This is a genomic window from Enterobacter cloacae complex sp. ECL411, from assembly GCF_021869665.1.
GTDB lineage: Bacteria > Pseudomonadota > Gammaproteobacteria > Enterobacterales > Enterobacteriaceae > Enterobacter > Enterobacter intestinihominis.
In genome coordinates, this window is record NZ_CP091488.1 from 117,807 (window position 1) to 131,769 (window position 13,963).

Genomic DNA, 13,963 nt, shown 5'->3' on the forward strand with positions numbered 1-13,963 from the left:
TCAATGAGCGCCTACACAGTGTCCCGGCTGGCCCTTGATGCCGGGGTGAGCGTGCATATCGTGCGCGACTACCTGCTGCGCGGATTGCTACGGCCGGTCGCGTACACCACGGGCGGCTACGGCTTGTTCGATGACACCGCGTTGCAACGGCTGCGCTTTGTACGGGCTGCCTTCGAAGCGGGTATCGGCCTGGACGCACTGGCGCGGCTGTGCCGGGCGCTGGATGCTGCGGACGGTGACGGTGCGTCTGCGCAGCTTGCCGTGTTGCGGCAACTCGTCGAGCGTCGGCGCGAGGCCCTGGCCAGCCTCGAAATGCAACTGGCCGCCATGCCAACCGAACCGGCACAGCACGCGGAGAGTCTGCCATGAACAGCCCAGAGCACTTGCCGTCTGAGACGCACAAACCGATCACCGGCTACTTGTGGGGCGCGCTGGCCGTGCTCACCTGTCCCTGCCATTTGCCGATTCTCGCCATTGTGCTAGCCGGCACGACGGCCGGCGCGTTCATCGGGGAGCACTAGGGTATTGCAGCCCTCACGCTGACCGGCTTGTTTGTCCTGTCTGTGACGCGGCTGCTGCGGGCCTTCAAGGGAAGATCATGACCGCTTCCCAGCCAGCCGAGAGTGGGCAGCTTTGAGCTTCGCTACCAATCTGGAGGAGTACCACCATGAACGCAAACGCCCCGAACACTGCCAGTTGCACCACCTGCTGCGTATGCTGCAAAGAAATTCCGCTCGATGCCGCCTTCACCCCGGAAGGCGCGGAATACGTCGAACATTTCTGCGGGCTGGATTGCTATGAACGCTTCCAGGCACGCGCCAAGGCCGCGACAGAATCTGACATTGCGCCTGTCCCTGGCGGTTCGCAGCCGTCAGATTGAGGCATACCCTAACTTGATGTCAGATGCCATGTGCAAACGATGTCAGAATAGAGTTAAATTTCCTATTGATTGACATATTCCGTCAAAGGTAATAGATTTCATCCTGACACTTTTGCCTTTGGAGGCATCTTGCAAGGTCAACGCATCGGCTATGTCCGCGTCAGCAGCTTCGACCAGAACCCGGAACGGCAATTGGAGGGTGTTCAGGTGGCGCGGGTGTTCACCGACAAGGCTTCTGGCAAGGACACCCAGCGTCCCGAGCTGGAAAGGCTGCTGGCCTTCGTCCGCGAGGGCGACACCGTGGTGGTGCATAGCATGGACAGGCTGGCACGCAACCTTGATGACCTGCGCCGCATCGTCCAAGGGCTGACACAACGGGGCGTGCGCATGGAGTTCGTCAAAGAAGGGCTGAAGTTCACCGGCGAGGACTCACCGATGGCCAATCTGATGCTGTCGGTCATGGGAGCCTTCGCTGAGTTCGAGCGCGCCCTGATCCGCGAACGTCAGCGCGAGGGAATCGTGCTGGCCAAGCAGCGCGGTGCCTACCGGGGACGAAAGAAATCGCTGAACAGCGAACAAATTGCCGAGTTGAAACGGCGAGTTGCGGCAGGCGACCAAAAAACCTTGGTGGCCCGTGACTTCGGCATCAGCCGCGAAACCTTGTACCAGTACCTGCGGGAAGACTGACCATGCCACGCCGCTCAATCCTGTCCGCCACCGAGCGCGAAAGCCTGCTGGCACTGCCAGATGCCAAAGACGAACTGATACGGCACTACACGTTCAACGAAACCGACCTGTCGGTGATCCGTCAGCGTCGCGGCGCCGCGAATCGATTGGGCTTCGCTGTGCAGCTTTGCTACTTGCGATTCCCTGGCACCTTTTTGGGCGTCGATGAGCCTCCGTTTCCGCCCCTGTTGCGCATGGTGGCCGCGCAACTCAAGATGCCAGTGGAAAGTTGGAGCGAGTACGGCCAGCGCGAACAGACACGGCGGGAGCACTTGGTCGAGCTGCAAACGGTTTTTGGGTTCAAGCCCTTCACCATGAGCCACTATCGGCAAGCCGTGCATACATTGACCGAGCTGGCCTTGCAGACCGACAAAGGCATCGTGCTGGCGAGCGCACTTGTCGAGAATCTGCGGCGGCAGAGCATTATCCTGCCCGCCATGAATGCCATCGAGCGCGCAAGCGCCGAGGCCATCACCCGTGCCAACCGACGCATTTACGCGGCGCTGACCGATTCTTTGTTATCACCCCACCGTCAGCGCCTGGACGAACTTCTCAAGCGCAAGGACGGCAGTAAAGTGACGTGGCTGGCATGGCTGCGCCAGTCGCCTGCCAAACCGAACTCTCGCCACATGCTCGAACATATTGAGCGCCTGAAATCCTGGCAAGCACTTGATCTGCCCGCAGGCATCGAGCGGCAGGTTCACCAGAACCGCCTGCTCAAAATCGCTCGTGAAGGTGGCCAGATGACGCCTGCTGATCTGGCAAAGTTCGAGGTGCAACGACGCTATGCCACGCTGGTAGCGCTGGCCATCGAAGGCATGGCCACCGTCACCGATGAAATCATCGACCTTCACGATCGCATCATCGGCAAGCTGTTCAACGCGGCCAAGAACAAGCATCAGCAGCAGTTCCAGGCTTCCGGCAAGGCGATCAACGACAAGGTGCGGATGTATGGGCGCATCGGTCAAGCGTTGATTGAGGCCAAGCAAAGCGGCAGCGATCCGTTCGCCGCCATCGAGGCCGTTATGCCCTGGGACACCTTCGCCGCCAGCGTCACCGAAGCGCAAACATTGGCGCGGCCTGCCGACTTTGATTTCCTGCACCACATCGGTGAAAGCTATGCCACGCTACGCCGCTACGCGCCGCAGTTCCTGGGCGTGCTCAAATTGCGGGCTGCGCCCGCCGCCAAGGGTGTGCTCGATGCCATCGACATGCTGCGCGGCATGAACAGCGACAGCGCGCGCAAGGTGCCCGCCGATGCGCCAACCGCATTCATCAAGCCGCGCTGGGCAAAGCTGGTTCTGACCGACGACGGCATCGACCGGCGTTACTACGAGTTATGCGCCCTGTCGGAGCTGAAGAACGCGCTGCGCTCCGGTGATGTCTGGGTGCAGGGTTCTCGCCAGTTCAAGGACTTCGACGAATACCTGGTGCCGGTCGAGAAGTTCGCCACTTTGAAGCTGGCCAGCGAATTGCCGCTGGCAGTGGCCACCGACTGCGACCAATACCTGCATGACCGGTTGGAATTGTTGGAGGCGCAACTCGCCACAGTCAACCGCATGGCTGCGGCCAACGACTTACCGGATGCCATCATCACCACCGCGTCAGGCCTGAAGATCACGCCGCTGGACGCGGCAGTACCAGACGCCGCGCAAGCCATGATCGACCAGACAGCTATGCTGCTGCCGCACCTCAAAATCACCGAGTTGCTGATGGAGGTCGATGAATGGACGGGCTTCACCCGCCACTTCACACACCTGAAGACCAGCGACACGGCCAAGGACAAAACCTTGCTGTTGACGACGATCCTGGCCGACGCGATCAACCTGGGTCTGACCAAAATGGCCGAGTCCTGCCCTGGCACCACCTACGCCAAGCTGTCTTGGCTGCAAGCCTGGCACATCCGCGATGAAACCTATTCGACGGCGCTGGCCGAGCTGGTGAATGCGCAGTTTCGGCAACCCTTCGCCGGCAACTGGGGTGACGGCACCACGTCATCGTCGGACGGCCAGAACTTCAGAACCGGCAGCAAAGCAGAAAGCACTGGTCATATCAACCCGAAGTATGGAAGCAGTCCAGGACGGACTTTCTACACCCATATCTCCGACCAGTACGCGCCCTTCAGTGCCAAGGTGGTCAACGTGGGCATTCGTGATTCAACTTACGTGCTTGATGGCCTGCTGTACCACGAGTCGGACTTGCGCATCGAGGAACACTACACCGACACGGCAGGCTTCACCGATCACGTGTTTGGCTTGATGCATTTGCTGGGATTTCGCTTCGCGCCGCGTATCCGTGACTTGGGCGAAACCAAGCTATTCATCCCCAAGGGCGATGCCGCCTATGACGCGCTCAAGCCGATGATTAGCAGCGACAGGCTGAACATCAAGCAAATACGCGCCCATTGGGATGAAATTCTGCGGCTGGCCACCTCCATCAAGCAAGGCACGGTAACGGCTTCGCTGATGCTGCGCAAACTCGGCAGCTACCCGCGCCAGAACGGCTTGGCCGTGGCGTTGCGCGAGCTGGGGCGCATCGAGCGCACGCTGTTCATTTTGGATTGGCTGCAAAGCGTGGAGCTGCGCCGCCGCGTCCATGCGGGGCTGAATAAGGGCGAGGCGCGCAACGCGCTGGCCAGGGCGGTCTTCTTCTACCGATTGGGTGAAATCCGCGACCGCAGTTTTGAGCAGCAGCGCTACCGGGCCAGCGGCCTCAATCTGGTGACGGCGGCCATCGTGTTGTGGAACACGGTATATCTGGAGCGTGCCACCAGTGCTTTGCGTGGCAACGGCACGGCGCTGGACGACACATTGTTGCAATATCTGTCGCCGCTGGGGTGGGAGCACATCAACCTGACCGGCGATTACCTATGGCGCAGCAGCGCCAAGGTCGGTGCGGGGAAGTTTAGGCCATTGCGACCGCTGCCACCGGCTTAGCGTGCTTTATTTAATGAGATGGTCACTCCCTCCTTCCCAGTACTATGCTGAGGACAGGCTTTCATTCGGAGAACCATCATGGAAAACATTGCGCTTATTGGTATCGATCTGGGTAAGAACTCTTTCCATATTCATTGTCAGGATCATCGTGGGAAGGCCGTTTACCGTAAAAAATTCACCCGACCAAAGCTAATCGAATTTCTGGCGACATGCCCGGCAACAACCATCGCGATGGAAGCCTGTGGCGGTTCTCACTTTATGGCACGCAAGCTGGAAGAGTTAGGGCATTTTCCAAAGCTGATATCACCGCAATTTGTCCGCCCATTCGTTAAAAGCAACAAAAATGACTTCGTTGATGCTGAAGCTATCTGTGAAGCAGCATCACGTCCATCTATGCGTTTCGTGCAGCCCAGAACCGAATCTCAGCAGGCAATGCGAGCTCTGCATCGTGTCCGTGAATCCCTGGTTCAGGATAAGGTGAAAACAACTAATCAGATGCATGCTTTTCTGCTGGAATTTGGTATCAGCGTTCCGCGAGGTGCTGCCGTTATTAGTCGACTGAGTACCCTTCTTGAGGACAGTAGTTTGCCTCTTTATCTCAGCCAGTTACTGCTGAAATTACAACAGCATTATCACTATCTTGTTGAGCAGATTAAAGATCTGGAATCTCAGTTGAAACGAAAGTTGGACGAAGATGAGGTTGGACAGCGCTTGCTGAGTATTCCCTGCGTTGGAACGCTGACTGCCAGTACTATTTCAACTGAGATTGGCGACGGGAAGCAGTACGCCAGCAGCCGTGACTTTGCGGCGGCAACAGGGCTGGTACCCCGACAGTACAGCACGGGAGGTCGGACGACATTGTTAGGGATTAGCAAGCGGGGCAACAAAAAGATCCGAACTTTGTTGGTTCAGTGTGCCAGGGTATTCATACAAAAACTGGAACACCAGTCTGGCAAGTTGGCCGACTGGGTCAGGGAGTTGTTGTGTCGGAAAAGCAACTTTGTCGTCACCTGTGCTCTGGCAAACAAGCTGGCCAGAATAGCCTGGGCACTGACGGCGCGACAGCAAACTTACGAAGCATAAAGGCAGAAATACACCAGTTTAAACAATCATTCATCTGGTTTTGCGAATACTGATATTGATGATACTAACGGCCCACCGGCCTGTTGAGGAACCTGTAAAACGGAAAGGCTCATTGAAGCCGTATATTTTCTGGAGGTTCATCAGGCGCGGAACTCATCGAGGCGCGGGAATAAAATCCCATTCAGACGCCGGATAGATTCAAGCAAGCCAACTTGTCGTCAAAATCGGTGTTGCAAAAACGGGAGTGACCATAGATTCCGTTTTCTGAGACGACCCCGGCAACGCCAGCAGGCTTTCGCGCTCGGCGGCGGAGAGGATCGAACGGCGGGGCATGCGGTTTCCTTCTTCTTGAAAACGTAGGTTTGTGACAAGCCCGCCAAGGCAACCGGCGCGGCACGGGAATCAAGGCATTGCGATTCTCGAAAATAGTTCTTGAAATTCTATTCTTGATTGCATATCATCTCAACGAGTTTCGATAAGAAAGGATGCGCATGCGACCGTCTGTTGTGCTTGACATGAAGCGAAGCGCAGTGCGTGAAGCGGTAGGCCGCTTTCGCGCCGCGAACCCGCGCGTCTTCGGCTCGGTGCTGCATGGCACCGACCGGGATGGCAGCGACCTCGACCTGTTGGTCGATGCGCTGCCCGGTGCCACGTTGTTGGACTTGGGCGATTTGGAAGAAGAACTGAAATCGCTGCTCGGCGTTGACGTCGATCTGCTGACTCCCGGCGACCTGCCGCCGAAGTTCCGGGCCAAGGTGCTCGCGGAGGCGCAACCGATATGAGCGAGAACCGCCTGCCCGATTACCTCGACCACATTCAGCAGGCCGCAACCGATGCGCGCAGCTTCGTGGAAGGGATGGCCAAGGACGACTTCTTGGCCGACAAGCGCACCCAGCAGGCCGTCATCATGAGCCTGATCGTCATCGGCGAGGCGGCCACAAAGGTGATGGATGGCTACGTCGAGTTCACCCAGGCGCATGCCGACGTGCCGTGGCGCAGCATGCGCAATATGCGTAATCGCATGGCTCACGGCTATTTCGACATCAACCTCGATGTGGTGTGGGAGACGGTACAGGAATGGCTGCCGGCGTTGCTCCAGCAATTGCCCGCCGTGCGTCAGGATGCCGACGATGAAGACCGTAACGACAACTGTGAAAGAGGGATCTCCGATGACTGTTGAATCGAGAATATTTTCTGTAGCCGAGTATGTTCAGCCGTCCGAAGGCGAGCCTATTCGTTCCGTTGTGCTTGAAACCCGAGACTCAATTATCGTGGTTTGGCATGTCCATCCCGGGCAGGAAATTGCGGCTCACATTCATCCTCACGGCCAAGACACGTGGACTGTTTTGTCGGGAATGGCTGATTACTTTCAGGGCAATGGGATTGTTCGTGCCCTCAGGGAAGGTGAGATAGCCGTGGCAAGACCGGGCCAAGTGCACGGGGCGCGAAATACAGGTACCGAGCCATTTGTGTTAGTCTCGGTTGTGGCATCAGCCAATGCCGGTTTCGTATTGGCTGAGCGATAGAGCCCAATCTCTGGAGTTGGTCCAATGAGCGGTCGGGGAGATAGGTAACAGACATGCAGCGGACACGGCTGCTAAACCAGGTCGCAAACCTCCTTGCGTCGCAGCGTGCCGCAAGCGACGCGATCAATCGAATGGGGTCGGCATGAGACTGAACACCATCCAGTTCCCGACCGCGTAGCCGCCTGTCCTGCCGATCAGGTCTTGACCATCGACGCCTGGGATCAGTCCTGAATGTTCTTGGAGACCACTACGTTATGAGCCGCAGCCGCCGCAAAACACCCATCGTCGGGCACACGACCTGCGGCAGCGAGCGCGAGGACAAGAAGCTCTGGCATCAGCGCTGGCGCACCCGTGAGCGCACGGCGCTGACCAGCGCGTCGCCCGAAGCCCTGAGCGCCCATCTGCCCCTGCTGGAAAACCAGGCCAGCAGCGTCTGGTCGATGGGCAAGGATGGCCGCTCCTACTGGCCCGTCAAGCGCCAGGCCGCCACGGCGGATCGCATCGCCAATCACAAGGGACGCAACCCGCAAGAACGCGCCTCCCTGAAAAAGCGCCTGCTTACACTGTGATTCCTTCAAAATATCTCAACGAAATTTCCCGACACCTGTTTAAGCTATCTTGCTGATATTTCTGTTTTTCGATTTTTGCCGGCGCGATGCCGGCGACGTTGGCCAGCTGCCCCGGGCGCGATACTGAGATCAGTTTCTTTGAACAAAAAAACCGCCTTTTGGCGGTCAGTATTCAGTAGCTGGAACGGTAGTCTCTCCCCCGATTCCAGCGGTCTTGCCAGTGTTCGAGGAATGATTCAGCGAGCTTAGGCATGTTCCAGATCACCACCGCATTCTCCGAGTTTTTCGTTTCGGCCGCTTTGGTGAAATTAAAGCTGCCAGTTTCAACGGTCACATTATCCACGATGATCACCTTGTCATGCTGGATAGGGAAATCACTGTCAGTACGCAAAGGGATGCCGCTGTTCGCTATGTAGTTCATGGCCGCAATGCTGGCGCGCCCCGTATTGCCCCTTTCATCAATTACGATTTTCACATCAACTCCCCGTTTTTTGGCTGCTACCAGTGCTTTCATAATATCCGGGGCGGTAAAAGAATAAGCCATCATCCGTATCGAGGTTTTTGCGGAGTCAATGGCGCTCAGGACGAGAACGCGGGCGCTTCCTTCAGGCGAGTAGCCAACCTGAACGGATGGTTCCACCGCAAAGGCGGGCAGGGCGGCTGTCGTAAATGCTGCGGCCAGAAGCCAGGTTGCTAAGTTTTTCATTACAGGCTCCCGTTCACACACTGCATTTTATATTCAGGGTCAAAATAAATTTCTTTGATTTTCCGCTTTTCCATATGCACCACAACGTCAATGGTGGAGTAGAGCATTCGCATAATATCGCTCATATCGAGCATACGGCCGATAGGGGTCGCCTTGATAAGCAGCCCAATACGGTTAAAGGCATCGCGCGCAGAGTTAGCGTGCGTTGACATAACACCGCCTGGATGGCCGGTATTAAGTGCTTTAAGATAATCCCACGCAGCATCATCCCTAAGCTCAGTCATGATGATACGGCCCGGTGTCAGACGCATACAGGCTCGCAGGGCATCAGTGGCGCTGACGCGGCCGATCTTTCCTGCATCGCCGTACATCATATAAACGGCTTCTACAACGTGATCGACCGTGACTTCGTGAACGTCCTCTAAAATAATTACACGCTCGTCTTTATGTAGCGATTTTAACAGCGCGCGCGTGAGTACCGTTTTCCCCGACCCGGTTTCACCGCAGATCACGATAGTGCGTTTCTTCTCAACGGCGGTTTGCAGGAATGCGGGCCATTTTTCGCTGCTGTGCAGCTCTTTAAGGAAAAAATCATCATCCGTTAGGCTTTGCTTGCTGCCGGTAATCTTCCGGCAGTCACTGAAAATCCCCTCGCTGGTCAGCTGCTCCAGATTTTTATCGGCCGCCAAATCCTTACGAAACGCTACGGCCGTTGTACCGTCAATCACCGCAGGGGGCAGACAGATAACGCCCCTGATCCCGCCAGGCAGGATCACGTCATTAATGGCCTGCATGGTCAGCTTGTTGCTGCTCACCAACGATTTAGCAAGGTTCCTAATAAAATCTGCCGTAATTGCCGCGTTCTGCACAACCCTGCGGCCGCTGAACGTATCACAGATAACTTCCTGAAAGCAGTTAATGCGAATTTCAAAAACAGTAGGATCTTCTAAATACTCGCGCAGTGGGCCAAGTTGATAGAAAGCTGCATCAGTCATGATTACTCCTGAAGAAAAGCGGGCGCTAAGCGCCCACTTTTTTAGTTGTCTGCGAGCGTATAAACGCCGCTGAAATCGAGGTCGCGGGCAACAAAAATGCTCACCGCATCACCCTGCTGATCGTAGAGGGTAGGGGGGATAGACATGTAAGAGCGAAGTGCTTCAGACGCCAGCTGCTCACCGCTGTTTTCTGTGCTGTTGTACTGAATGTTATTACTCTGCGTCTGGTTAACCAGCGCCGTTAAGGTGTCAGAGAACAACGAAATCATGATCGCACCACGCAGACGCTCCCACATATGGGTATCCACCTGGCCCGGAATCCCCGCGCTGCCGAGTGAGTTCGTTCCGGCACTGTCAATATTAACGATTGTCCCGTCCTGGTCATTGCGGATACGCTCCCAGAGAACAAACACGCGCGCCTGGCCGTCTTTGATACCACCGGTAATCTGCCCGTCAACCCATGAGCCTTTATCAATCAGCCTAACGAGTCCATCAGCTGAGTAAACGTCCTGTGAAACCCGGCAGGAAACCTGACCCGGAACAGTGGTATCCAGCTCGGTGCCGGTACCACAGGGGATCATTTTGCCTTTCGGAACAGTCAGGCTGGGATTAGCCATGACTCCAGCGCGGCTAGCCTTCAGCCTTGCAGGAGTCAGGTTTTTAGCGAGTGCTGAACTACCTTCGCTTGTTTCGTTGTCCTGGGGCTGCACTCCGGGACTATTGCTTGTAGCCGCCTGATTAGTCTGGGCCAGCTCGCCGCCCAGACGACGCTGCATAGCCAGTTCTTCAGGCGAAGGTTCTTTACGCTTATTAGAGGTACGCGCGCCGGTATTGCTGCTGCCCGCATCTGCATCTGCCTGTGCGGCAGCCTGCACAGCACGGGCATCAGTGGCGCTATTCTGCGCAGTTGCAGGTTTATTAACATCAGGATCGCTGTTAAAGCTGTAGTTTGGCAGTGTATTGGCCTGTTGCGCTTTACCACCGTCTTTATCAGCTTCAGCTTTAGCCGGGGCGCGAATTTTACCCATGACCGTAATCCCGATGAATACCAAAGCAAGCAGCGCCATCAGTATGACAAAGGCTTTCATACCAGGGGTTTGAGGGCCAATGGAACGAAAACGTACGCTAAGAAGTTAATTCATTGTTTAAATTGAAATTTAGTTCTCTCAGTTCCCCCTTCAAAATATCCTCCGGTAGCGTAAACGTATAATGCCCCAGCATATTGATATGCCCGTGCATCAGTGGGGACAACCGGGCGATATCTTCAACCCCGATTTCTTCTCCATTACTGCGTATCCAGCTCAGGGCTTCCTGCATATAAAGTGTGTTCCACAGTACCAGGGGTCCGCTTGGAAAACGGAATCTATGGTCACTCCCGTTTTTGCAACACCGATTTTGACGACAAGTTGGCTTGCTTGAATCTATCCGGCGTCTGAATGGGATTTTATTCCCGCGCCTCGATGAGTTCCGCGCCTGATGAACCTCCAGAAAATATACGGCTTCAATGAGCCTTTCCGTTTTACAGGTTCCTCAACAGGCCGGTGGGCCGTTAGTATCATCAATATCAGTATTCGCAAAACCAGATGAATGATTGTTTAAACTGGTGTATTTCTGCCTTTATGCTTCGTAAGTTTGCTGTCGCGCCGTCAGTGCCCAGGCTATTCTGGCCAGCTTGTTTGCCAGAGCACAGGTGACGACAAAGTTGCTTTTCCGACACAACAACTCCCTGACCCAGTCGGCCAACTTGCCAGACTGGTGTTCCAGTTTTTGTATGAATACCCTGGCACACTGAACCAACAAAGTTCGGATCTTTTTGTTGCCCCGCTTGCTAATCCCTAACAATGTCGTCCGACCTCCCGTGCTGTACTGTCGGGGTACCAGCCCTGTTGCCGCCGCAAAGTCACGGCTGCTGGCGTACTGCTTCCCGTCGCCAATCTCAGTTGAAATAGTACTGGCAGTCAGCGTTCCAACGCAGGGAATACTCAGCAAGCGCTGTCCAACCTCATCTTCGTCCAACTTTCGTTTCAACTGAGATTCCAGATCTTTAATCTGCTCAACAAGATAGTGATAATGCTGTTGTAATTTCAGCAGTAACTGGCTGAGATAAAGAGGCAAACTACTGTCCTCAAGAAGGGTACTCAGTCGACTAATAACGGCAGCACCTCGCGGAACGCTGATACCAAATTCCAGCAGAAAAGCATGCATCTGATTAGTTGTTTTCACCTTATCCTGAACCAGGGATTCACGGACACGATGCAGAGCTCGCATTGCCTGCTGAGATTCGGTTCTGGGCTGCACGAAACGCATAGATGGACGTGATGCTGCTTCACAGATAGCTTCAGCATCAACGAAGTCATTTTTGTTGCTTTTAACGAATGGGCGGACAAATTGCGGTGATATCAGCTTTGGAAAATGCCCTAACTCTTCCAGCTTGCGTGCCATAAAGTGAGAACCGCCACAGGCTTCCATCGCGATGGTTGTTGCCGGGCATGTCGCCAGAAATTCGATTAGCTTTGGTCGGGTGAATTTTTTACGGTAAACGGCCTTCCCACGATGATCCTGACAATGAATATGGAAAGAGTTCTTACCCAGATCGATACCAATAAGCGCAATGTTTTCCATGATGGTTCTCCGAATGAAAGCCTGTCCTCAGCATAGTACTGGGAAGGAGGGAGTGACCATCTCATTAAATAAAGCACGCTAAGCCGTAAGTAAGCGTGCTCCTGTGAAAGCCACAGCTAAAACTGCGTAGTACACATAGAGGTATTTTTTTCTAGATTTATATCGAATTTCGTTATCGAATTTCGCTTATTATTGATCAACTCGTTGCAGATCATGAAGGCGAAAGTATGACGAATAACCCTACCGATGACAGCAGACCATGGTCGGTCTTTCTTATTTTTCTGCGGCTTGGATTGACATCTTTTGGCGGCCCCATTGCGCACTTGGGCTACTTCCGCGCCGAATTTGTCACACGGCGGCGCTGGCTCTCCGAACGGAGCTATGCTGACTTGGTCGCGCTTTGTCAGTTCTTGCCAGGGCCTGCAAGCAGCCAGGTCGGCATAGCGGTAGGACTGTCTCGGGCTGGATACAGCGGGGCGCTGGCTGCTTGGGCTGGCTTCACGCTGCCGTCTGCCATAGCCTTGATCCTTTTTGCGCTCGGCATCTCCAGCTATGGCGATTACGTCTCGCAGGGCGCGTTGCATGGCTTAAAAGTGGTGGCTGTGGCCGTGGTCGCTCAAGCAGTATGGGGCATGGCGCGTAACCTATGCACGGATGGGCTGCGAGTCACCATCATGGCAATTGCTACCTGCGTCGTTTTACTTGTGCCGTCCGCGTGGGGACAGGTTGGCGTGATTGCTATCGCAGGCATCGCAGGCCGGTTATTGTTCAAGCCAGCGAAAGTTGTTGAGCATGACCCCCTACCTATCACGGTCAGTCACCGGGCCGGCGTGCTTTGGCTCTCGCTGTTCTTTGTCTTGCTGATTGGCCTGCCGGTGTTGGCCGAACTGATGCCAAGTCAAACCATGGCAATGGTGGATTCCTTCTATCGTGTCGGATCACTGGTGTTCGGCGGTGGTCACGTTGTGCTGCCATTACTGCAAGCCGAAGTGGTGCCCTCCGGCTGGGTCAACAATGAATCCTTTCTCGCGGGGTACGGGGCAGCTCAAGCGGTGCCCGGCCCTTTGTTCACGTTCGCCGCGTTTCTTGGTGCCTCGATGAACACCGCCCCGTCGGGCTGGATCGGCGGCATTGTGTGTCTGCTGGCTATCTTCGCGCCCTCGTTCTTGCTGGTCGTCGGATCAATGCCATTTTGGGAGCGTTTGCGCCGCAATACAGGCATCCAAGCTGCGCTGGCCGGGATCAATGCCGCTGTAGTCGGCTTGCTGCTGGCCGCGCTGTATCAGCCTGTATGGACTAGCGCCATCTTTCAGCCGCAAGACTTCGGCTTGGCATTAGTTGCCCTTGTCGCACTTATGTTCTGGAAGCTCCCGCCGTGGCTGGTTGTCCTCGGTAGCGGTGCAGCTGGGTGGCTGTTGAGCGTCGCTCTGTGAGGCACAAAAAATGACTGACAAAGACCTCTACGGCGGTTTGATCCGCCTGCACATCCTTCACCATGCAGCCGAGGAACCTGTCTTTGGGCTGGGGATCATCGAAGAGCTACGCCGACACGGCTACGAGATGAGCGCTGGCACCGTGTACCCGATGCTGCACGGCCTGGAAAAAAAAGGCTATCTGACCTCACGCCACGAACGCACCGGGCGACGTGAACGGCGTGTTTATGACATCACTGAACAAGGCAGAACTGCACTTGCTGATGCGAAAACAAAGGTCAAGGAGCTGTTCGGAGAGTTGGTAGAAGGTGGTTGAGTTTTTGCTTCTATGTCAGGTTGAGCTATACCCTAACTGGATTGTCATTTTCAGAAGACGACTGCACCAGTTGATTGGGCGTAATGGCTGTTGTGCAGCCAGCTCCTGACAGTTCAATATCAGAAGTGATCTGCACCAATCTCGACTATGCTCAATACTCGTGTGGGCTCT

At 55.3% G+C, this 13,963-nt stretch carries 15 protein-coding genes and 4 pseudogenes; 13 read left to right on the top strand and 6 right to left on the bottom strand.

What is annotated here, in order from left to right; genetic code table 11:
- Positions 1-3 precede the first annotated feature (3 nt).
- The 6 genes and pseudogenes from merD to L3069_RS25250 all read left to right on the top strand — a co-directional run bounded on the left by merD (position 4) and on the right by L3069_RS25250 (position 5,625).
- A complete protein-coding gene (merD, locus tag L3069_RS25225) occupies positions 4-369 on the top strand; it encodes a mercury resistance co-regulator MerD (protein ID WP_001277466.1) in 366 nt (121 codons plus the stop codon).
- Positions 366-602 (top strand): annotated as a pseudogene (merE, locus tag L3069_RS25230) (broad-spectrum mercury transporter MerE). Before merD ends, merE begins: the two are co-directional and overlap by 4 nt.
- A gap of 65 nt (positions 603-667) precedes the next feature.
- Positions 668-880: a DUF3330 domain-containing protein gene (locus L3069_RS25235; protein ID WP_000993245.1), complete on the top strand. Its 213-nt coding sequence runs from the start codon at positions 668-670 to the stop codon at positions 878-880.
- 129 nt (positions 881-1,009) lie between these two features.
- Positions 1,010-1,567 carry a recombinase family protein gene (locus L3069_RS25240; protein ID WP_001162012.1) on the top strand — a complete coding sequence of 186 codons (558 nt, stop codon included), beginning with the start codon at positions 1,010-1,012 and terminating at the stop codon, positions 1,565-1,567.
- A gap of 2 nt (positions 1,568-1,569) precedes the next feature.
- Positions 1,570-4,542, top strand: coding sequence for a Tn3 family transposase (locus L3069_RS25245; protein WP_001138073.1), 2,973 nt, complete (start codon positions 1,570-1,572; stop codon positions 4,540-4,542).
- A 78-nt stretch (positions 4,543-4,620) separates the two neighbouring features.
- A complete protein-coding gene (locus L3069_RS25250; RefSeq protein WP_000427619.1) occupies positions 4,621-5,625 on the top strand; it encodes an IS110-like element IS5075 family transposase in 1,005 nt (334 codons plus the stop codon).
- Between the two features lie 198 nt (positions 5,626-5,823).
- Here the strand turns inward: L3069_RS25250 and L3069_RS27405 are convergent, their stop codons facing one another.
- Entirely contained in the window at positions 5,824-5,958 is a 135-nt protein-coding gene (locus L3069_RS27405; RefSeq protein WP_255737041.1) for a hypothetical protein, read from the bottom strand.
- Positions 5,959-6,116: 158 nt separating this feature from the next.
- On the opposite strand from L3069_RS27405, the gene L3069_RS25255 reads away from it, so the two are divergent.
- The 4 genes from L3069_RS25255 (at position 6,117) to L3069_RS25270 (ending at position 7,720) form a co-directional block, all read left to right on the top strand.
- The gene (locus L3069_RS25255; RefSeq protein ID WP_001247892.1) at positions 6,117-6,407 is read left to right on the top strand and encodes a nucleotidyltransferase family protein; all 291 of its coding nucleotides are present in this window, start codon (positions 6,117-6,119) and stop codon (positions 6,405-6,407) included.
- Positions 6,404-6,805, top strand: a complete 402-nt coding sequence (locus tag L3069_RS25260) for a DUF86 domain-containing protein (RefSeq protein ID WP_001293886.1) — start codon at positions 6,404-6,406, stop codon at positions 6,803-6,805. Before L3069_RS25255 ends, L3069_RS25260 begins: the two co-directional genes overlap by 4 nt.
- A complete protein-coding gene (locus L3069_RS25265) occupies positions 6,795-7,151 on the top strand; it encodes a cupin domain-containing protein (protein WP_000215515.1) in 357 nt (118 codons plus the stop codon). Before L3069_RS25260 ends, L3069_RS25265 begins: the two co-directional genes overlap by 11 nt.
- A gap of 254 nt (positions 7,152-7,405) precedes the next feature.
- Complete coding sequence (locus L3069_RS25270; protein ID WP_000091613.1) at positions 7,406-7,720, top strand: hypothetical protein; 315 nt, start codon at positions 7,406-7,408, stop codon at positions 7,718-7,720.
- Between the two features lie 172 nt (positions 7,721-7,892).
- Here L3069_RS25270 and L3069_RS25275 read toward each other — a convergent pair whose 3' ends face one another.
- The 5 genes and pseudogenes from L3069_RS25275 to L3069_RS25295 form a co-directional block, all read right to left on the bottom strand.
- On the bottom strand, positions 7,893-8,426 hold the full coding sequence (locus L3069_RS25275) for a phospholipase D family protein (RefSeq protein ID WP_000792636.1): 534 nt from the start codon (positions 8,424-8,426) through the stop codon (positions 7,893-7,895).
- On the bottom strand, positions 8,426-9,421 hold the full coding sequence (locus L3069_RS25280) for an ATPase, T2SS/T4P/T4SS family (protein ID WP_000128596.1): 996 nt from the start codon (positions 9,419-9,421) through the stop codon (positions 8,426-8,428). Before L3069_RS25280 ends, L3069_RS25275 begins: the two co-directional genes overlap by 1 nt.
- A gap of 41 nt (positions 9,422-9,462) precedes the next feature.
- A pseudogene (gene virB10 / locus L3069_RS25285) lies at positions 9,463-10,515 on the bottom strand (type IV secretion system protein VirB10); the annotation flags it as partial.
- A gap of 31 nt (positions 10,516-10,546) precedes the next feature.
- A pseudogene (locus tag L3069_RS25290) lies at positions 10,547-10,762 on the bottom strand (Tn3 family transposase); the annotation flags it as partial.
- A 276-nt stretch (positions 10,763-11,038) separates the two neighbouring features.
- Positions 11,039-12,043, bottom strand: coding sequence for an IS110-like element IS5075 family transposase (locus L3069_RS25295; RefSeq protein ID WP_000427619.1), 1,005 nt, complete (start codon positions 12,041-12,043; stop codon positions 11,039-11,041).
- A gap of 227 nt (positions 12,044-12,270) precedes the next feature.
- On the opposite strand from L3069_RS25295, the gene chrA reads away from it, so the two are divergent.
- From chrA to L3069_RS25310, 3 genes and pseudogenes are all read left to right on the top strand, one after another.
- Positions 12,271-13,476: a chromate efflux transporter gene (gene chrA, locus L3069_RS25300; protein WP_000184001.1), complete on the top strand. Its 1,206-nt coding sequence runs from the start codon at positions 12,271-12,273 to the stop codon at positions 13,474-13,476.
- Between the two features lie 10 nt (positions 13,477-13,486).
- Positions 13,487-13,792, top strand: a complete 306-nt coding sequence (locus L3069_RS25305; protein ID WP_000130000.1) for a PadR family transcriptional regulator — start codon at positions 13,487-13,489, stop codon at positions 13,790-13,792.
- Positions 13,793-13,835: 43 nt separating this feature from the next.
- Positions 13,836-13,901: pseudogene (locus tag L3069_RS25310) on the top strand (EAL domain-containing protein); the annotation flags it as partial.
- Positions 13,902-13,963: the final 62 nt, after the last annotated feature.